The organism is Nonomuraea sp. 3N208 (assembly GCF_052245935.1).
Taxonomy (GTDB): Bacteria; Actinomycetota; Actinomycetes; order Streptosporangiales; family Streptosporangiaceae; genus Nonomuraea.
This window is the reverse complement of the sequence record NZ_JBQQBR010000023.1, coordinates 1-17,215: the sequence shown is the minus strand read 5'-3', so window position 1 is coordinate 17,215 and position 17,215 is coordinate 1. Positions and strand designations below refer to the sequence as shown.

Sequence of the window (17,215 nt, the reverse complement as noted above, 5' to 3'; positions counted from 1 at the left end):
TCGTGCCCACCGGTCAGGAGACGCTCACGCTCGCCGTCGCCCGCCGCCGCGCCCCAGCGGCGGCCGCCAGGCGTCACACCCACCCGATGTGGTTCCTCATCCCGGCGTTCGCGATCCTTTTCGTCTTCTTCTTCCTGCCGACCGTCTTCAACTTCATCTACGCCTTCACCGACTGGTCCAGCTTCAAGAGCGACATCCGGCCCGTCGGCTTCGACAACTTCAGCTATCTGCTGTCGGACGGCACGCTGTTCAGCGCGCTGCGCATCACCGTCATCTACGCCGTGCTCGTCGCCCTCTTCCAGAACCTGTTCGGGTTCGGCCTGGCCGTGCTGCTGGAGAAGGACACCTGGCTCAACCGCGCCGCACGCCTGATCTTCATCATCCCCGTGCTGATGTCCGCCCTGGCCGTCGGGTACGTCTTCCAGGCCCTGCTCAAGCCGGACGGCAGCCTCAACGACCTGCTGTCGGCGCTGACCGGGCAGCAGGTGAGCATCGCCTGGCTGGGCAGCACCACCTGGACCCTCGTGCTCGCCGCGGTCATCCACGCCTGGAAGTGGATGGGCCTGTCCATGCTCATCTACCTGGCCGGGCTCAAGACCATCCCCGAGGACGTCACCGAGGCCGCCCGCATCGACGGCGCCTCCGGCTGGCAGGCGTTCTGGTCGGTCCGCTTCCCGCTGCTGGCCCCGGCGGTCACGTTCAACGTCGCCACCTCGCTGCTCGGCTCCATGAACGGCTTCGACATCGTGCAGGCGCTCACCGGCGGCGGGCCCGCGCGCAGCACCGAGATCCTGAACATCTTCATCTACCGCACGTTCGGCCAGGGACTGTTCGCCCAGGCCACGACCATGAGCCTGGTGTTGTTCCTCATGGTCGCCCTGCTGGCTTTCCCCGTCATCCGGATCCTGCGTAAGAGGGAGGAAATCCTGTGACAGTTCAGGCCTTTGGCAGCAAGGTGCGCAGCCGCGTGCCCGCGCCGGGCTCGCGCGGGATCGCCGCCCGGCTGCGGCCCTTCGCCGTCGTCGTGCTCGTCGCCCTCGTGATGGGTGTGCCGCTGTGGCTCGTCGTCGTCACCGCGGGCAAGTCGCAGGGCGAGGCACTCTCGCCGGACCTGTCCCTGCCGTCGCGCTGGCAGTTGTGGGACAACCTCGCCCAGGTCTGGCAGCAGGGCGAGGTCCCCACCGCGTTCTTCGGAAGCCTGCTCGTCGTCGCGCCGTCCGTGGCGCTGGTGCTGACGCTCGGCTCGATGGCCTCCTGGGTCCTCGCCCGCCGCACCACCAGGCTCAACGCCGTGCTGTACGCGCTGGCGATCAGCGGCATCGTGCTGCCGCCCGCCGTCGTCACCATCGTGCTCCTGCTGCGCCAGCTCGGCCTGGCCGGCACCTCGGTCGGCATGATCGGCGTCTACGCCGGCATCTACATGTCCACCGTGATCTTCTTCGTCACCGGTTTCGTCCGCACCGTGCCGCTGTCGCTGGAGGAGGCCGCCCGCATGGACGGCGCGGGCCCTGTGCGGGTGTTCGTGTCGGTCATCCTGCCGCTGCTGCGGCCGGTGCTGGCCACCGCGACCATCCTCATCTGCCTGTACGTGTGGAACGACGTCTTCTACGCCTTCTTCGTCATCGGCGGCCGGCTCGACACGCTGCCGCTGAACCTGTTCCAGGTCGCCAACGCCGGGCTCTACCTCAACAACTGGCACCTGATCTTCGCGTACATCATCCTGATGAGCCTGCCGCTGCTGATCGTCTTCGCGGTCGCGCAGCGGAAGATCATCTCTGGGATCACGGGCGGGGCGGTGAAGTAGTCAGGCCATCCACAGGCTCACGGCCAGGCCCAGACCGGCCAGGGCGATCGTGAAGCGCAGCGGGCGCTCCGGCAGCCGCCGCACGACCATCGGCCCGAGCCAGCTGCCCACGAGGCACCCGCACGACAGCGCGCCGGCGGCCACCCAGTGAACCGGGGCCAGGAACGCGTACGCGACGGCGGCCGTGATGTTGGCCGCGCCGGTCGCCATGTTCTTTACCGCGTTGGTGACCGGCAGCGGCTCGGTGACGCTGGCGCAGAGCACGGCCAGCATGATGACGCCGGAGGCCGCGCCGAAATAGCCGCCGTACACGCCGACCAGCGCCACCGCCACGGCCACCGGCAGGAACGACGCCGTCTTCGGCGCCCGCGCGTCGGCCAGTCGCCGCAGCGGATCCCTGGCCAGCAGCAGCGCCGAGCCGAACGCGATGAGCAACGGCGCGGCCAACTCGAACGCCTTGGCCGGGGTGGCCAGCAGCAGCCACGCCCCGGCCGTGCCGCCCACCGCTGCCACGGCGACGAGCTTGGCGACGCGCCGGCCGTGGCCGCGCAGCTCCTGGCGGGAGCCCGCGGCGGTGCCGACGGTGGTGGAGAACATCGCCACGGTGTTGGTGACGTTGGCGACGACAGGGGGCAGGCCGAAGGCGAGCAGCGCCGGATAGCTGACCAGGGAGGCGAGCCCGCCGATGGAGCCCGCCAGGCCGGAGCCCAGCCCCGCTGCGACCAGCAGGGCCACGGAGAGGAGATCCAACCGTCAGACCCACCCGGGTGCGGACAGATCGACCGGCGCCATGCGCTCGATGGCCAGCCTGACCTTCCCCATCGCTTCGACGATCTCCTGCTCCCGCTCGTCGTTCAGGCTGGCGATGGGCACCGAGCAGCTGATCGCGTCCGTCGCGGGGGAGCTGTAGCGCAGCGCGAAGCCGAAGCATTTCACGCCGGCATAGTTCTCCTCGTTGTCGATGGCGTAGCCGCGCTCGCGGGTCAGCTCCAGGTCGCGCCGCAGGGCACCCTGGTCCACGATCGTTTTGGCGGTCAGCGGGACGATCGGCTGCGGGATCGGCACCTCGTGCGGGGTGCCGATCCGTTCGGCCAGCAGCGACTTGCCCATGGCGGTGCTGAAGGCGGGCAGCCGGCGGCCCACCCGGCTGAACGGGCGCACGTACCGGCTCGACTCCTTGGTGGCCAGGTAGACGATGTAATTGCGATCGAGCCGGCCGAAGTGGATGGTCTCGTCCAGCTGGGCGCTGAGGTCGTTGATGTGCGGCTGCGCGATGCGCAGGTAGGGGTCGGTGTCGAGGTAGGTCGTGCCGGCCAGCAGGGCGCGGATGCCGATGCTGTAGAGGCTGCCGGTCTCGTCGGTGCGGACCCAGCCGTGCTCCACGAGGGTGCGGATCAGGGCGTACAGGCTGCTGCGGGGGGCGCCCAGGGCCTCGCTCAGCTCACGCAGGCGGGCCGGGCGGTTCTGGCGGGAGGCCAGAAGTTCGAGGAGCTCGATGGTCCGCGCTGCGGACTTGACGCTACGCACCCCGCTCTCGGGATGGGTCATTGAACCTCACAGGAGTCTGCGCGCCTCGGTCAAAGTGTTGACACATTACCAAAATGGAGCTTAACTGCTCGCCACATGCTCAGCAATCTACATATGGAGACAGCTTGCCTGCCACGTATACGAGCGAGGAGATATCCGGACGGCTGCGCCGGGGGATGGACACAGGCGTGCTGTCGTTCCCGCTGACCGCCTTCGACGCCGACGAGCGGGTCGATCTGGACGGTTTCCGTGCCCACCTGCGCACGCAGATCGCGGCCGGTCCCGGCGCGGTGTTCCCGTGCTGCGGGACCGGTGAGTTCTTCTCGCTCGCCGAGGACGAGTACGCGAGTTTGATCAAGGTTGCGGTCGAGGAGGCCGACGGCGCCGTGCCGGTGGTCGCGGGCGTGGGCTACGGCTGGGCCCAGGCCGCCAGGTTCGCCGCCGCCGCCGAGCGGGCCGGGGCCGACGCCCTGCTCCTGCTGCCGCCGTACCTGGCCGAGACGCCGCAGCGAGGGCTGGTCGAGCACGTGCGCCGCGTCGCCGCGAGCACCGCGCTGCCGGTCATCGTCTACCAGCGTGCCCAGGTCAGGATCGACGTCGCCACCGTGCCGGCCCTCGCCGAGATCCCCAACGTGATCGGCGTCAAGGACGGCCACTCCGACCTCGACCGGCTGCAGCGCATCAAGCTCGCCGCCCCCAGCGAGTGGCTGTTCTTCAACGGCGCGGCCACCGCCGAGATGCAGGCGCGGGCCTACAGCAGCATCGGCGTGCCGGCCTACTCCTCCGCGGTGCACGCCTTCGCCCCGGAGATCGCCGGCGCCTTCTTCCGCGCGCTGCACGCCGGCGACGACGTGCGCGTCGACCGGCTGCTCAAGGAGTTCTACGTCCCGCTGGTAGAGCTGCGGGACCAGGGCAGTGGTTACGCGGTCTCCCTGGTCAAGGCCGGGGCCCGGCTGCGCGGAGCGAACGTCGGCTCGGTACGCGCCCCGCTGGCCGACCCCACGCCCGAGCACCTCCGCGCCCTCGAGGAGCTGCTGAGCACCGGACTCGCCCTCGCCGCCGCCTAGAAGGAATCCCTCACATGTCACGAATCGTTCGGGCGACTGTCACGCCCATCCTGATCAGCGACCCGCCGCTGCTCAACGTGCTCGGCGTGCACCAGCCGTACACGCCGCGCACGATCGTCGAGATCGAGACCGACGACGGCGTCACCGGCATCGGCGAGACCTACGGTGACACCGACTACCTGGACGTCGCCCGCAAGCTCGCCGACGTCCTCCCCGGCCGCGACCTGACCGCCATGAACGGCCTGTACGCCCTGGCGTCCGCGACGCTGACCGGAGCCTCGGACAACGTCAAGGAGTTCGACCCGGCCGGCCTGCGCGGCACCCGGAACAACGAGAAGCTGATCCGCAGCGTCGTGTCCGCCTTCGAGGTGGCGAGCCTCGACGCGCTCGGCAAGACGACCGGGCTGCCGGTGCACTGTCTGCTCGGCGGCAAGGTGCGCGACCGCGTCGACTACAGCGGCTACCTGTTCTACCGCTGGGCCGAGCACCCCGGCGGCGAGGCGCCCGACGACTGGGGCGCCGCCCTCGACCCCGACGGCGTCGTCCGGCAAGCCCAGCGCTTCGCCGACGACTATGGCTTCACCTCCTTCAAGCTCAAGGGCGGCGTGTTCGAGCCCGAGCAGGAGATCGCCGCCGTCAAGGCGCTGGCCAAGGCGTTCCCCGGCTACCCGCTCCGGCTGGACCCCAACGGCGGCTGGTCGGTCGAGGCCAGCGTGCGGGTGGCCGAGGAGGTCGGCGACCTGCTCGAATACATGGAGGACCCGACCGCGGGCGTGGCCGGCATGGCCGAGGTGCGCGAGCGCACCGGCGCGGTGCTGGCCACCAACATGTGCGTCACCACGTTCGCCGAGGTGCCGGAGGCGTTCGCCAAGGACGCCGTCCAGGTCGTGCTGTCGGACCACCACTACTGGGGCGGGCTGCAGGCCACCCGCGAGCTGGCGGCGCTGTGCCGCACGTACGGCGTGGGCCTGTCCATGCACTCCAACACCCACCTCGGGATCAGCCTGGCGGCGATGACCCACGTCGCCGGAGTCATCCCCGACCTGAGCTACGCCTGCGACAGCCACCGCCCCTGGCAGACCGAGGACGTCATCACCGAGCCGCACCGCTTCGTCGGCGGCGCGATCGAGGTGAGCGACGCTCCCGGCCTCGGCGTCGAGCTCGACAGGGACGCGCTGGCCGCGTTGCACGAACGCTGGCTCGCCCGCCCCGATATGCGTGACCGCGACGACGTCGCCGCCATGCGCAAGGTCCACCCCGACTGGGTCCAGCCCTCACTCCCTCGCTGGTGAAAACGGAGAAAATCATGAGAATCGGAGTCCTCCTGGCCGCCGTCGCGCTGGCCGCCTCCGCCTGCTCCGTGCAGGGCGGCAGCGCTGACAAGAGCGCCGCCGCGTCCGGCTACCCGAACAAGCCCGTGGAGTTCACCGTGCCGACGGACCCGGGCGGCAGCACCGACCTGCTCACCCGCGCCCTCGCCAAGAGCATCGAGCAGCCGCTCGGCGCCAAGGCCGTGGTCGTGAACAAGCCGGGCGCCAACGGCAAGATCGCCGGTAAGGATGTGTTCGGTAGCAAGCCAGACGGTTACCGCATCGCGGTGATGCCGCAGTCGCTGTTCGCCATCGGTCCGCTCATGCTGACGGACGCCGACCCGGTCAAGCTCACCGACATGACCTTCATCAAGGGCCTGGCGGTGGAGGACTACGTCCTGGTCGTGCCCGCAGACTCGAAGTACAAGACGCTCAAGGACCTGGTCGAGGCCTCCGACGTCAAGTACGGCACCACCGGCCCCGGCACCGGCAGCCAGCTGTCGCAGACCCTGCTGTTCGGCCTGGGCAAGACGAACGCCGCGCCGGTGCCCTTCGACGGCGGCGCGCCGACCGTGACCGCGGTGCTCGGCGGCAAGGTCGACGCCGCGTCCGTGCAGATCGCCGAGGGCTTCAAGCACGTGCAGGCGGGCAAGATGCGGGCGCTCGCCGTCTTCTCCGACAAGCGTCTCGAGGCCATGCCCGAGGTGCCGACCGCCAAGGAAGCCGGCTACGACGTCGTGGTGGACCAGCGCAGGTTCGTGGCCGGGCCGGCCGGGCTGCCCGCCGAGGTGCGCGACAAGCTGGCCGCGGCCATTGACAAGGCCATCGCCTCGCCCGAGTACAACGAGATCTTGAAGGCCAACTACATCGGCCGCTGGGACGCCAACGGCGAGCAGGTGGGCACCCAGCTGAACGAGAGCCTCAAGCGATTCGAGACCCTGGCCAAGGACCTCGGCATCGACCTGAAGGCGCAGCAGTGAGCTACGAACGCCGGCTGAACGTGGTGGCCGCCGTGGTTCCGCTGACCATCGGCGTGCTGGCCGCGATCATGTCGTGGAGCCTGGGGGTCGGCAGCCTGTCAGCCCCCGGGCCCGGCATGTGGCCGCTGGTGGTCAGCGTCGCCATGGTGGTCGTCGCCGCGGTGCTGGTGCTGCAGTCGCGGCCGCGCGGTGACGAGGAACGGTTCACCAAGGACGTCGTGACGGTCGCCATCGCGGCCGCCTCGCTGATCGGGTACGCGTTCCTGTTCGAGCTCGTCGGCTTCGAGGTGCCGACCATCGCGCTGCTCGTGCTGTGGCTCAAGGGGCTCGGCCGGGAGAGCTGGCGGGTGACCGCCGTGGTCTCGGTCGTCGCGACGGCGGCGCTCTACCTGTTGTTCATCACAGGGCTCGGGGTGTCCTTGCCCCACATCATCCAACTGTGAGACTGGACATGGACTTCCTCTCCCCGGTGATCGACGGCTTCGGCGTGGTCTTCCAGCCGGAGAACCTCTTCTACTGCCTGCTCGGGGTCACCCTCGGCATGCTGATCGGGGTTCTGCCCGGCCTCGGGCCGGCGGCCACCATCGCGGTGCTGCTGCCGATCACGTACAACATCGAGCCGACCGCGGCCATCATCATGCTGGCCGGCATCTTCTACGGCGCCCAGTACGGCGGCACCATCACCTCGGTGTTGTTGCGCCTGCCCGGCGAGGCGTCCAGCGTGGTCACCGCCATCGACGGGCACGCGCTGGCCCGGCAGGGCCGGGCCGGCTCCGCGCTCGGCATCGCCGCCATCGGCTCCTTCATCGGCGGCACGGTCGCGATCATCGGCCTGACGTTCGTGGCGCCGCTGGTGGCCGGCTTCGCGCTGGACTTCGGGCCCTCGGAGTACACCGCGCTGGCCCTGCTCGGCATCCTGCTGATCACCACGCTCGGCACCGGATCGCCGCTCAAGAGCATCCTCATGGCCACGGTCGGGCTGCTGCTGGCCACCGTCGGGCAGGACCCGCTGGAAGGCGTCTCGCGCCTGACCCTCGGCGTCGACCCGTTGCTCGACGGGATCGACTTCGTCATCGTCGCGATGGGCCTGTTCGGCGTCGGCGAGATCCTCTACAACCTGGAGTCGCTGCGCCGGCCCCCGGAGCCGGCCGCGTCCGTCGGCTCGGTCTACCCCCCCCGCGCGGAGCTCAGCCAGTCCAAAGGCGCGATCACCCGCGGCTCGTTCCTCGGCTTCCTGCTCGGCATCCTGCCGGGCGGCGGCGCGACCATGTCGTCCATGGTCGCCTACGCCGTGGAGAAGCGGGCGAGCAAGGAGCCGGAGAAGTTCGGCAAGGGCGCCATCGAGGGCGTGGCCGGGCCGGAGACGGCGAACAACGCCGCCGCGACCTCGTCGTTCATCCCGCTGCTGACACTGGGCATCCCGGCGAACGCCACCATGGCGATCATGTTCGGGGCGCTGCTCATCCAGGGCATCACGCCCGGCCCGATGCTGGTGGCGGAGAAGCCCGACCTGTTCTGGGGCGTGGTCAACTCCATGTACGTCGGCAACCTGCTGCTGCTGGCCATGAGCATGCCGCTGATCGGGGTGTTCGTGCGCATCCTGCGGGTGCGGCAGGCGATTCTGGCCCCGCTGACGATCCTCGTCACCATGATCGGCGTCTACACGGTCAGGATGAGCGTCTTCGACATGTTCCTCATGGTCGGTCTCGGGGTGCTCGGCTACCTGATGAAGAAGGCCGGCTACGAGCCGGGGCCGCTCGTGCTGGCGTTCGTGCTCGGCAGCCTGCTGGAGTCGTCGTTCCGGCGGTCGATGCGCATCTTCGGCGGCGACGTGACCGGGTTCCTCACCCAGCCCATCACCGCCACGCTGCTCGCCGTGATCGTCCTGATCATCGTCGTGCCCCCGGTCCTGCGCCTGTCCAAGCGCAAGGACTCGTCCCGAGAGAAGGTGGAAGCATGACAGTGGTCGCCGGCTACGTCCCCACGGCGCTCGGTCAGGCCGTCCTCGACCAGGCGCTGGCCGAGGCCGAGCTCAGGAAGGCCAGGCTCGTGGTGGTGAACGTCTCCCGCCCCGGCTCGTACATCGACCCTGACACCGCGGTGGTGGCCGACCTCGAACGCCGAGTGGGCGACGGACACGAGGTGCGGCAGGTGCAGGACACCGACCCGGCCGCCGCCGTGCTCGACGTGGCGCAGCAGGAGTCGGCGAGCCTCGTCGTGATCGGGGTGCCGCGCCGCTCCCCGGTCGGCAAGCTCATCATGGGCAGCACCGCTCAGCGCATCCTGCTGGACTCGCCCTGCCCCGTGCTGGCGGTCAAGGAGTCCTGAGGGCCATCTCCAGCACGGTCCAGGTGTGACCGGCGAGCTCGCATTCACGGGCGTACATTCGCCCGTGAATGCGCGAGATCAGGTCCTGTAGGCGTGTCGGCGATGCCTGATGGAGTGGATCTCGATGGTGTGCTTGGCCTCGTTGATGCGGTAGATGATGCGGTAGGTGCCGCGACGGGCGGAGTGATAGCCGTCGTAGGGCTCTTCTAGGGGTTTGCCGATCCTGTGAGGATTGGTGGCGGGAGGACCTTCGATGGTTTCCATGGCGGCGAAGGCGACGTCCAGCGGGAGATCTTCGTGGAGGTTGCGCCGGGCGCAGCGGGAGAAGAGCACGGTGTACGGTTCGGCGGGATCGGGCGGTGAGGTGCTCACTCGGTCTGACTCCGGCGGCGCTCGAGCTCAGCACGGACTTCTTCGGCGGTGAAGGTATCTCCCGAGGCGAAGTCCTCGCGGGAAGCGCGCAGGTCGGCCAAGGTCTCGTTGTCGCTGAGGATCTCGAGAGTCTCCTGCATCGACCGGTATTCGGCCACGGAGATCAGCATGACATCGGCGCGGCCGTTGCGGGTGATGGTGAAGTGGTCATGCTCGCGGGCGACGCGGTCGGCGAGTTCGGCGATACGAGCCTTGGCCTCGGTGATTGGAATGGTCTCCATACAGGTCATTTTAGCGACCGGTCTGAATTATGACCAATATCGGTTTGGCAAGGCAGAGCGGTTGCACTCGCGCTCCGGAGGGCACTGGAAGGCAGCCCGCTGGACTGGTCCTGCCCCGTGCTGGCGGTCAAGGAGCCCTGAGGGCCATCTCCAGCACGTCGGCCAGCTGCCGCGGGGTCGGCAGGATCCGCAGCGCCTCGTCGATCTCGCGTTCCGCCCACTTGCGGTGGCGCGGCTCGGCTCCCGGGTCGAGGGCGTGGCGTGCCTGGACCAGCAGAAAGTTGAGCCGGGAGGCGACCAGCATCGAGAAGTCCGCCGGCTGGGTGATGCGCCCGGGGCCGTCCGCGCGCACGTAGGCCTCGTACATGCCGCGCATGGCGTCGAGGTCGGCGACCGAGTGGTCGCAGAACCAGTCGAACAGCGCCCGGGCCAGCTCCCGGCCCGGCGCGGCGGGCCCGAGGTTGTCCCAGTCGACGACCACCAGCCCGCCGGCGGGATCGGCCAGGACGTTCTCCGGGTGCAGGTCCCGGTGGCAGACGAGCAGGCCGGCAGGATCGACCGGCACGACCGCCGCGCACAACTCGGGCACCATGACGAGCCGGTCGGCCAGCCGCGCCGCCCACGCCGGACCCGACGCGGACAGCTTCGCCAGCTCATCAGTGGCGGGCACCCGGTCGTACCAGGGGTCGGGCGGCCGGCCATCCTGCTCGACGGCCATGGGTCCGGCGCATCGGTGCAGGCGCGCCAGCAGCACCCCGAGCTCTTGCGGCGTGGTCTGCGCCGTCAGCTCGACCGGCCGCAGGTCGGCCCAGTCGTACAGGCGCAGCCACGTCCCATCGGGCGTCGTGAGCAGATAGCGCCCGTCGCGGTCGGCGTGGCTGGCGGGCAGCCGCACCCCGGCCGCGGCGGCCTGCCGCGCGAACGCCAGCTCGGCGTTGATCAGCACCTCCGACGGCGGCTCGCCGAAGATCTCCTTCAGCGCGTAGCGCTCCGGGCCGACCTCCAGCCGCCAGATCTGCCCGAGGGCACCCCGCGGCCCCGGGGACGCCACGACGTCCTCATCCCAGCCGAACGCTTCCCGCACGTACGCCACGAGATCCACGCGGCCCAGTATGGGCGGTCATCTGGCCCGCGCGCACAGTGTTTTCGTACGCATAGATGGGTGACAAGTTTCGTCTATGCGTAGTGAGCCGCCGCCGTTGTTGCCGATCCGGTCGCGGCATCAGGCGGATCTGCTCACCTTGCTCTACCTTCAACCCGATCGCGAGTTCACGTTGACCGAGCTTGCACAGCGTGTCGGAGTGCCGCTGACGACGATGCAACGGGAAGTGGGGCGCCTGCTGGAGGCCGATCTGTTGAGTAGTCGCAGGGTCGGCAGGGACGCTTCCACCGTTTCGGGGTGGTCCTCTTCTTGATTAGGGAGAACCTGACGCCTGCCCGTCTACGACTTGAATCGCTCTCGTTATCAGCGCGCGGGCGGCTTTGCCGTAGACAGCCAATTCGGCCAGTTCCGTGAAGGTACGGGAGTACATCGCAATCTCGTGCGCCCGCGTGACCGTCAGGTGGCCCGACACGAGTTCAACGGTCACCTCCTCGTCGTCGAACATGAAGAACGCTTCGGTGGGCCACATGCTGGACCTGTCTGCGCCCAACGGGATGATGCCGAGGGACACGGAGGGCAGGGTGCTGACGGTCAGCAGGTGGCCGAGCTGGCCCGTCATGACGTCGGGGCCTCCGATCGGCTGGTGTAGGACGTTCTCCTCAACGATGACGACGAAACGATGATCGCCCTTGTGGAGGACCTGCTGCTTATCCACCCGGACCTGTACGGCATCCTCGACGTCGTCGGGGAGGTCGCGGCGCTGTTGGAGGGCGGTCAGCACGGCGGCGATGTAGGCGCGCGTCTGGAGCGGGCCGGGTATGAGGTTGGGGGCGTAGAAGCGGAACCGCCGCGTACGCTCCCAGAGCGGCAGAACCGACTCCTGGGCGTGGCGGAGTCCTGTGCGTTCCATGTGCCGCCACTCGACGAACATGCCCTCGATCGCCTCCAGAGAGGCGATGAGGTCCTCGGCCTGCTCCGGGACTCCGCAGAGCTGGCACCAGACCCGTACGTCGTGGGTCGAGGGTGGTCGATGTGCATGCTCGATCCGGCTGACCTTGGATGCGTGCCAACCCGCCAGCCGCCCAAGCTCGCGGCCCGACAGGCGGGCATCCTTACGGATCCTGCGGAGCCGGGCGGCGAGGATTTGGAGCGCCTCGTGTGCGCTGGATGATGAGGAGCGCAAGGGTCAATCGACGTGGTAGTCGTCGTGCGGGATGGCGTGATGCCAGACCGCCTCGAAGGCTTCGCTGCACAGCTTGATCACTGCAGGGTCGGTGACGTGCTCGACGTCCAACCAGTCGCCGTTGCCGCTGAAGTGGTTGATCAGGAGCGTCTCCTGGTCGAACAGCCAGAAGTCGTTCCCCGGGAGCGCCAGGTCAGTGGCTTGTCGGCGGGGAAGCCACCTCACCTGCTCGCCTGCGCGGACGTTGGGGAAGGTGACGTCGTACTCGTAACGGATGTAGTCGCTCACGGGCTCGGAGACGATACGGGCTCGCTTTACTTCGGCTCCCCGCGCGGCGGCGTCCACGATGTTCTGGAGCCAGGGTCGCCACCAGGAGGACCGGTCGTCGGGATCGAGCCGGTGACCGGCTTGCCAGGCGTGGAAGTCGGGGTCGTCCAGCATGTATCCGTCGCGCATCTCCAGGTGTACGGCGGATCGCTTGCAGCGGCGGAGGGCCTCATCAATCGCCGCGCCTGAGGTCACCGTTCACCTCCGGAAGGAACTGGAGCATGCGTCGGGGGATGCGGACGACGGCTTCACCGTCAGGGATCTTGCCGATCTCGGCGACCAAGTCCTGGGCCGCCCAGCCCTGAATCCAGAGGTCGCCCGTTTCGCTGTCTTGCCAGATGGTTGGCGAGCCGCCGTTGGGACTGTCCGGGTCCTTTCCCAGGAATTCCAGGCTCATCGGAGATCCTCCTCGCCGAACGGATGTGTCATGCCTAAGTTTGCGCCCGCCCTGACAGGTCATCAAGAAAGTTGCCAAAGATTGCGCACAACGTGTGGGCCGATCCCGAGGCAAGGATCTTCACGGCAACGCTCGGCAACCTCCTTGAGACACCACAGCTCACGTTCTTAGCGTCACAGTCATGCCCTCCGAACACCGTTCTCATCAGGCACGCGAGCGCAACGCCACGTCGGTCCCGGTGATCCTGGAGTTCGACACTTGGCGAGTCGGCGACACGTTACACGGCAGGCACCGCGCGTCATGCGACCTCATCGAGGCCGACTCTCCTCGACGGCTTGCGCCGCTCGCGATGGCCAAGAGCGTGGTTCACACCTGGCGGGAGGCGGAGACCTGCCGATGACCACCCTGCAACGACCATCGAGCAGCGCGGCCGAGAGCCCCGCACCACTGCGTGTCCCCTACGTCATCGCCTGGTCTGGCGAAGCCATCGAACACCGCCTGTTGTTCGCCAAGCATCACCCCTTCGGCGACATTCGGCTCACATATCCCGATCCACGTCCGAGCGATTGGGTCGGGGGTTTCCTTCGGGGCCGTATCCGTCAGAACCGGCGCGGGCAACCGCTGTGGCGGATGCTGAATGTCAGACGTCAGTGGCTGGCCATGCTTCGCGGCCTCTGTCAGGTCTGCGGGAAGACCGGCAGGGACCCACGAACCGGGCGCATGTGGTGGGTGATCACCGAGACCGCGTTCCGCGCGATGAGCCGAGACAGCGGGCTCACGAACGCCCCGCCCACCTGTCCCGCGTGCATCCCCGAGTCGCTGGCCTACTGTCCCCAACTCCGCAAGAACTCAGCCGTCTACACCGCCGCCAGCGCGGAACCGGTGGGAGTCCTGGCCGACACCTTCACCCCCGGTCCGGGCGGCACCGCAATCCACACCGGGCACAACATCTACGTCGGGTTCGACGAGTTCGCCCAGCAGGCATCTTGCCTCGCCCTGCAACTGGTTGTCCGGTTGGACGGCATGTGCCTGGAGCCAATCCCATGAAGCTGCTCGGCTCATCGCTGCGTCACCAGGCGGCGAGCTGAGCTGGTGGCCCCGCGCATGACATAAAGGAGGGCGTGAGCGGGGCCACCTTCCACCACTACCGCGCGGTGTGACCTCCGTGGAACTCGCCGCCCGACCGGCCACCGGTCCACCAGCCCCGACATGGGCGCAGCCTGGCACAGCCTCATCAACCCCGGCCGCTGGATCAGCCTCGCCCGCGGACCTCACCGGCTTCGCCTGCCCGGCGTGGGCATCCCCGACCCCGGGGATAACGCACGGGTTGCTTGACCGTGCCGGCTACGGGCGCAGGAGCTCGTGGAGCACGGTGGCGGCGAGCTGGGTGGCGCTGGGTTCGTAGCGGTGGGCCAGCGTGTGGAACAGTTTCTCCGCGCGGATCGCCGGCCAAGGGTATATGCGGTGGCTAGGCGGGCGCGTTGGTGGAACCAGCGGGCGCGGGCCTGGCGTCGTCGTCGCCAGGCCGCCATCACCGACAGCGGCGGCGCCGTCCAAGCCAAGTACGCCCGCGACCCTGGCGGCGGCCTGCTCGGGCTCAAGGAAGGCACCGGCGCAGCGGTGGCAGCGTTGAACGACCTGCACGGCGACCTGGTGGCCACCTTCACCACGAGCCTGCAGACCTCGACCGCCTACGACCCGTTCGGCACCGTCACCGCCCAGACCGGCACCAAGACCCAGCTCGGCTACCAGGGCGAGTACACCGACCCGGACACCGGCAAGGTCAACATGCACGCCCGCTGGTACCAGCCCGGCACCGGCACCTTCACCAGCCGCGACACCGCAACCCTCAACCCCAGCCCCTCCGTCCAGGCCAACCGCTACACCTACGCCAACGCCTCACCCCTGACCGGCACCGACCCCACCGGCCACGCCACCGCCAGCATCGGGAGCTCCTCCTACACACCCGGCGTCGACTACCAATCGGCCATCGACATCTACGCCCAGCACGGCATCGTGAGCGGTGGCGGCAGCAGCGGCGGAGGGGGCTACTGTATCGGAGCCTGCGGTATGTATGGCGGCGGCGGCGGACCCATCGCATGCCTCGCAGAATTCGTCGGAGATTGCGGCGCTGCCAATCCCGGCGCGGACTGGATCCGCTTCATCCAGCTGGAATTCGAGAAAAACTTCTGGCTCGGCCAGGATGAAATCGAGAGACTCGGCTGGGAGTACATGCCCAATGGTCGCCCCGTCGACCAGCCCAACTTCTGGTTCGCCAGCGAAAAGGTGCAGAACGACTACATGGCACGATGGTTGCCAGAACTGGACGGTGACTCCCTGGCAGTGCTTTGGGTCTCTGTAGGCGGCCTAGAAAGCTTTAACGCCATGCAGAAAGCCCAGACCTATAGCCCAGATGACGTACGGCTCCGTGGCTGGAAGAAGATGCTGCAAGCCAGCTCCGAGAATATCGGATCTGCGCGCTTCGCGAGAGGCGATGCAGGCCCACCAGGTCCTGGTACCCGCGAAGCGCGGAAATACTACTCCCTATACTCGGCACTTGTGTCACATGCGCAAGCCATTGCCGATGCAGCAAAAGAGTTTGGCGTGGACAAACGCGCTCTGTCAGCTGTCCTTATTTACGAAGGTCTCTTCCTTGAAACCCAAATAAGCAAGATAGGGGCAGGTGAATACTCTTACTGGAAAGAGGCGAAAGGTGCTTCTCTTGGAATCTCCCAACTGGAGGTATACAAGGCAAAGCACCTGCTAAAGAAATATTATACAGGAAAGAAGGTAAATGGTGTCTATGCGGAAAACATGACAGACAAGCAGATCGCAAATCTGTTGATTTATAACGATGGGTGGTCGATACGGCTCGCCGCCGCCCGCATGGCCCACCTGAAGGACACGTATTATATTTACGAGGGACCACTGAGGTCCGGCCGGGAGGCGGCGACTCGCCCTATCAACGACTGGGAAGCGGCAATCGCCTACTGCGGCTGCGCGGCAAGCAACGCGAAGCAGTTCGCGAGATGGGCCCAGAGTGGCTATTCCAGTGCGGAGCTAGTGCGCATGCACTACAATAACAAGAACATCGATGCTGCGATGGATCGCAGGCGATGGATGATCGGTGTTGGTCGCGAAATAGTAGATTCGTACTGGGAATCCGTGGGCATGTAATAGAGAGGCTTCTGTGATATATGCCACCTGCCGTATGTGTAAGAGCGTTTAGACATCTGAACCTGAAGCGCTTTGGGTTGAGCGTAGTTTTATCCTGCGCGCTCCTGCTCAGCTCAAGCTGTGGCTCATGGGTGTTCCCTCAAGAGTACCGAGTCGATCCCGGTGCCGTTGCTGACGTCCGTAGTGTTGGTAGTGTGGTCGCGCAAACAGTTCTTGAAGATGGCTGGGATGGTACTACCCGGGTTCTAGAGATCCTGGTGATCGACGCCGGCGGCTCGGATATACAGGCTGCGATCAGCAAAGCGGCTGGTGATCTTCAGCAGAGAGGGTGGGCCATCGATGACGGGACTTCCGATAGAATACAAATGACGTCGACTAAATGGAAAAAGAATCTATTAAGTATCGGCGAAATAGCGTCCTATGATTTCCGTGATGACCCACGAATTAGTAGCTTCATCACGAATGCTGAGACGCAAGCTCAAGCGAGGCCTCTGCTGCTCGTGGAGCTTCGTCCAATAGAATAGGCTACGAGGGTGTACCAGGGCGATTTCAATGTCGAATGGTTGATGGTTCGGTGTGACGCTGTGTGATCGGTTACGGCAGCTGTAGTTCGGGATCTTCGAGGGCTGCGATCCGTGGGGGCGCCTGTGGGCATGGGAACGGCCACCAGCATCATGATCGTTTGTGACGACGAACATAGACACGGTGGCCGCAGGGGTCACGGTAGCGCATGAACGATGGCCGAGCTGCTTTGCGGGGCTGATGGAGCGGCTGGCTGATTGCTTCCCGCGTAGGGAGACCCGGCTGACCTGCCGGAACATGATCGAGGCCATGCTCACCGTGAAGGACACGGCCAACTGCTGGACCCTCGGCGAGGCCGTCGGGCATCGTGGCCCGCACATTCTGCAGCACTTCCTGTCGCGGCCGCCCGCCGCATAGCCCAGCGGTACGCCGAACTCCGCCCCACAGAGCTTCGCCCGCTTTCGTTGCACCCTCCCGAACATGCCGTGATGTGAGGCGCTCCTGATGACCACCGACTTCCTTTCCGACTTGGAGAAGATGATCTCCCGAGTTCCGCGGTTGTCCGTGGCGGTGTCTGCCAACAAGGCGCACGTTCCGGACGAGCTCGGGTGGGCGTGGGCGCTCCATCTACAACGCCACGCCGGCGGTCAGTGGCTCGTGCTCTGGGAGCCGGGAGGCCAGCACTTCACGGCTTTCTATCTGGGAAATACGGGCTCTTCGAAGTTAAGCGGGGTTGAGGCAGCCGCGGCTCTTTCGCGTGGTGGCGCAGCGGGTGCGGAGTCGTTGGGATTCGGGGTTGCGGAAGCCGTAAGCGTCACGGGCGACGGTCTTGATCACG

23 protein-coding genes are annotated in these 17,215 nt (G+C 67.2%); 15 read left to right on the top strand and 8 right to left on the bottom strand.

The window, feature by feature from the left end:
- The first annotated feature begins 2 nt into the window (after positions 1-2).
- Positions 3-932 carry a carbohydrate ABC transporter permease gene (locus ACTWPT_RS31655; protein ID WP_443181152.1) on the top strand — a complete coding sequence of 310 codons (930 nt, stop codon included), beginning with the start codon at positions 3-5 and terminating at the stop codon, positions 930-932.
- Entirely contained in the window at positions 929-1,804 is an 876-nt protein-coding gene (locus tag ACTWPT_RS31650) for a carbohydrate ABC transporter permease (protein ID WP_443181151.1), read from the top strand. The genes ACTWPT_RS31655 and ACTWPT_RS31650 overlap by 4 nt, the downstream gene beginning before the upstream one ends.
- Here the strand turns inward: ACTWPT_RS31650 and ACTWPT_RS31645 are convergent, their stop codons facing one another.
- Together ACTWPT_RS31645 and ACTWPT_RS31640 are read right to left on the bottom strand one after the other, a co-directional pair.
- Positions 1,805-2,554 (bottom strand): sulfite exporter TauE/SafE family protein, encoded by a 750-nt coding sequence (locus ACTWPT_RS31645; RefSeq protein WP_443181150.1) that lies wholly within the window; start codon positions 2,552-2,554, stop codon positions 1,805-1,807.
- Between the two features lie 3 nt (positions 2,555-2,557).
- The gene (locus ACTWPT_RS31640; RefSeq protein WP_443181149.1) at positions 2,558-3,352 is read right to left on the bottom strand and encodes an IclR family transcriptional regulator; all 795 of its coding nucleotides are present in this window, start codon (positions 3,350-3,352) and stop codon (positions 2,558-2,560) included.
- A 155-nt stretch (positions 3,353-3,507) separates the two neighbouring features.
- Between ACTWPT_RS31640 and ACTWPT_RS31635 the strand changes: the two genes are divergently transcribed.
- The 6 genes from ACTWPT_RS31635 to ACTWPT_RS31610 are packed head-to-tail and all read left to right on the top strand — an operon-like array spanning position 3,508 to position 9,016.
- Positions 3,508-4,398: a 5-dehydro-4-deoxyglucarate dehydratase gene (locus ACTWPT_RS31635; RefSeq protein ID WP_443181298.1), complete on the top strand. Its 891-nt coding sequence runs from the start codon at positions 3,508-3,510 to the stop codon at positions 4,396-4,398.
- A 14-nt stretch (positions 4,399-4,412) separates the two neighbouring features.
- The gene (locus ACTWPT_RS31630) at positions 4,413-5,690 is read left to right on the top strand and encodes a glucarate dehydratase family protein (protein WP_443181148.1); all 1,278 of its coding nucleotides are present in this window, start codon (positions 4,413-4,415) and stop codon (positions 5,688-5,690) included.
- 14 nt (positions 5,691-5,704) lie between these two features.
- Positions 5,705-6,688 carry a Bug family tripartite tricarboxylate transporter substrate binding protein gene (locus ACTWPT_RS31625; protein WP_443181147.1) on the top strand — a complete coding sequence of 328 codons (984 nt, stop codon included), beginning with the start codon at positions 5,705-5,707 and terminating at the stop codon, positions 6,686-6,688.
- Positions 6,685-7,131 carry a tripartite tricarboxylate transporter TctB family protein gene (locus ACTWPT_RS31620; RefSeq protein WP_443181146.1) on the top strand — a complete coding sequence of 149 codons (447 nt, stop codon included), beginning with the start codon at positions 6,685-6,687 and terminating at the stop codon, positions 7,129-7,131. The genes ACTWPT_RS31625 and ACTWPT_RS31620 overlap by 4 nt, the downstream gene beginning before the upstream one ends.
- A complete protein-coding gene (locus ACTWPT_RS31615; RefSeq protein ID WP_443181145.1) occupies positions 7,128-8,648 on the top strand; it encodes a tripartite tricarboxylate transporter permease in 1,521 nt (506 codons plus the stop codon). Before ACTWPT_RS31620 ends, ACTWPT_RS31615 begins: the two co-directional genes overlap by 4 nt.
- A complete protein-coding gene (locus ACTWPT_RS31610; protein WP_443181144.1) occupies positions 8,645-9,016 on the top strand; it encodes a universal stress protein in 372 nt (123 codons plus the stop codon). Before ACTWPT_RS31615 ends, ACTWPT_RS31610 begins: the two co-directional genes overlap by 4 nt.
- A 78-nt stretch (positions 9,017-9,094) precedes the next feature.
- Here the strand turns inward: ACTWPT_RS31610 and ACTWPT_RS31605 are convergent, their stop codons facing one another.
- The 3 genes from ACTWPT_RS31605 to ACTWPT_RS31595 form a co-directional block, all read right to left on the bottom strand.
- Positions 9,095-9,388, bottom strand: a complete 294-nt coding sequence (locus ACTWPT_RS31605) for a type II toxin-antitoxin system RelE family toxin (protein WP_443181143.1) — start codon at positions 9,386-9,388, stop codon at positions 9,095-9,097.
- Complete coding sequence (locus ACTWPT_RS31600) at positions 9,385-9,669, bottom strand: type II toxin-antitoxin system Phd/YefM family antitoxin (protein ID WP_443181142.1); 285 nt, start codon at positions 9,667-9,669, stop codon at positions 9,385-9,387. The genes ACTWPT_RS31605 and ACTWPT_RS31600 overlap by 4 nt, the downstream gene beginning before the upstream one ends.
- 127 nt (positions 9,670-9,796) lie before the next feature.
- On the bottom strand, positions 9,797-10,771 hold the full coding sequence (locus ACTWPT_RS31595; RefSeq protein WP_443181141.1) for a phosphotransferase enzyme family protein: 975 nt from the start codon (positions 10,769-10,771) through the stop codon (positions 9,797-9,799).
- Between the two features lie 76 nt (positions 10,772-10,847).
- Here ACTWPT_RS31595 and ACTWPT_RS31590 point away from each other — a divergent pair, with 76 nt between their 5' ends.
- Positions 10,848-11,084, top strand: coding sequence for a winged helix-turn-helix domain-containing protein (locus ACTWPT_RS31590; RefSeq protein WP_443181140.1), 237 nt, complete (start codon positions 10,848-10,850; stop codon positions 11,082-11,084).
- On the opposite strand, the gene ACTWPT_RS31585 is transcribed toward ACTWPT_RS31590, so the two are convergent.
- From ACTWPT_RS31585 to ACTWPT_RS31575, 3 genes are read right to left on the bottom strand one after another with little or no spacing between them, the layout of a single operon-like run.
- Complete coding sequence (locus tag ACTWPT_RS31585) at positions 11,085-11,954, bottom strand: helix-turn-helix domain-containing protein (protein WP_443181139.1); 870 nt, start codon at positions 11,952-11,954, stop codon at positions 11,085-11,087.
- A gap of 3 nt (positions 11,955-11,957) precedes the next feature.
- The gene (locus tag ACTWPT_RS31580) at positions 11,958-12,410 is read right to left on the bottom strand and encodes a DUF6879 family protein (protein ID WP_443181138.1); all 453 of its coding nucleotides are present in this window, start codon (positions 12,408-12,410) and stop codon (positions 11,958-11,960) included.
- A gap of 43 nt (positions 12,411-12,453) precedes the next feature.
- Positions 12,454-12,678 (bottom strand): hypothetical protein, encoded by a 225-nt coding sequence (locus ACTWPT_RS31575; protein WP_443181137.1) that lies wholly within the window; start codon positions 12,676-12,678, stop codon positions 12,454-12,456.
- Positions 12,679-12,859: 181 nt separating this feature from the next.
- On the opposite strand from ACTWPT_RS31575, the gene ACTWPT_RS31570 reads away from it, so the two are divergent.
- From ACTWPT_RS31570 to ACTWPT_RS31545, 6 genes are all read left to right on the top strand, one after another.
- Entirely contained in the window at positions 12,860-13,078 is a 219-nt protein-coding gene (locus ACTWPT_RS31570) for a hypothetical protein (protein ID WP_443181136.1), read from the top strand.
- A gap of 329 nt (positions 13,079-13,407) precedes the next feature.
- Positions 13,408-13,725, top strand: coding sequence for a hypothetical protein (locus ACTWPT_RS31565; protein WP_443181135.1), 318 nt, complete (start codon positions 13,408-13,410; stop codon positions 13,723-13,725).
- 315 nt (positions 13,726-14,040) lie between these two features.
- Positions 14,041-15,855, top strand: coding sequence for an RHS repeat-associated core domain-containing protein (locus tag ACTWPT_RS31560; RefSeq protein WP_443181134.1), 1,815 nt, complete (start codon positions 14,041-14,043; stop codon positions 15,853-15,855).
- Positions 15,856-16,049: 194 nt separating this feature from the next.
- The gene (locus ACTWPT_RS31555; protein WP_443181133.1) at positions 16,050-16,379 is read left to right on the top strand and encodes a hypothetical protein; all 330 of its coding nucleotides are present in this window, start codon (positions 16,050-16,052) and stop codon (positions 16,377-16,379) included.
- 160 nt (positions 16,380-16,539) lie between these two features.
- Positions 16,540-16,794, top strand: a complete 255-nt coding sequence (locus ACTWPT_RS31550) for a hypothetical protein (RefSeq protein WP_443181132.1) — start codon at positions 16,540-16,542, stop codon at positions 16,792-16,794.
- A gap of 87 nt (positions 16,795-16,881) precedes the next feature.
- A partial coding sequence (locus tag ACTWPT_RS31545; protein ID WP_443181131.1) for a hypothetical protein occupies positions 16,882-17,215 on the top strand: 334 nt, incomplete at its 3' end.

Excerpts from the sequence above, each read along its gene's own strand:
- ACTWPT_RS31570 (WP_443181136.1), top strand. The coding sequence starts at position 12,860 with ATGCCCTCCGAACACCGTTCTCATCAGGCACGCGAGCGCAACGCCACG.
- ACTWPT_RS31635 (WP_443181298.1), top strand. The coding sequence starts at position 3,508 with ATGGACACAGGCGTGCTGTCGTTCCCGCTGACCGCCTTCGACGCCGAC.
- ACTWPT_RS31630 (WP_443181148.1), top strand. The coding sequence starts at position 4,413 with ATGTCACGAATCGTTCGGGCGACTGTCACGCCCATCCTGATCAGCGAC.
- ACTWPT_RS31580 (WP_443181138.1), bottom strand. The coding sequence starts at position 12,410 with ATGCGCGACGGATACATGCTGGACGACCCCGACTTCCACGCCTGGCAA.
- ACTWPT_RS31590 (WP_443181140.1), top strand. The coding sequence starts at position 10,848 with ATGCGTAGTGAGCCGCCGCCGTTGTTGCCGATCCGGTCGCGGCATCAG.
- ACTWPT_RS31575 (WP_443181137.1), bottom strand. The coding sequence starts at position 12,678 with ATGAGCCTGGAATTCCTGGGAAAGGACCCGGACAGTCCCAACGGCGGC.
- ACTWPT_RS31600 (WP_443181142.1), bottom strand. The coding sequence starts at position 9,669 with ATGGAGACCATTCCAATCACCGAGGCCAAGGCTCGTATCGCCGAACTC.
- ACTWPT_RS31625 (WP_443181147.1), top strand. The coding sequence starts at position 5,705 with ATGAGAATCGGAGTCCTCCTGGCCGCCGTCGCGCTGGCCGCCTCCGCC.
- ACTWPT_RS31610 (WP_443181144.1), top strand. The coding sequence starts at position 8,645 with ATGACAGTGGTCGCCGGCTACGTCCCCACGGCGCTCGGTCAGGCCGTC.
- ACTWPT_RS31640 (WP_443181149.1), bottom strand. The coding sequence starts at position 3,352 with ATGACCCATCCCGAGAGCGGGGTGCGTAGCGTCAAGTCCGCAGCGCGG.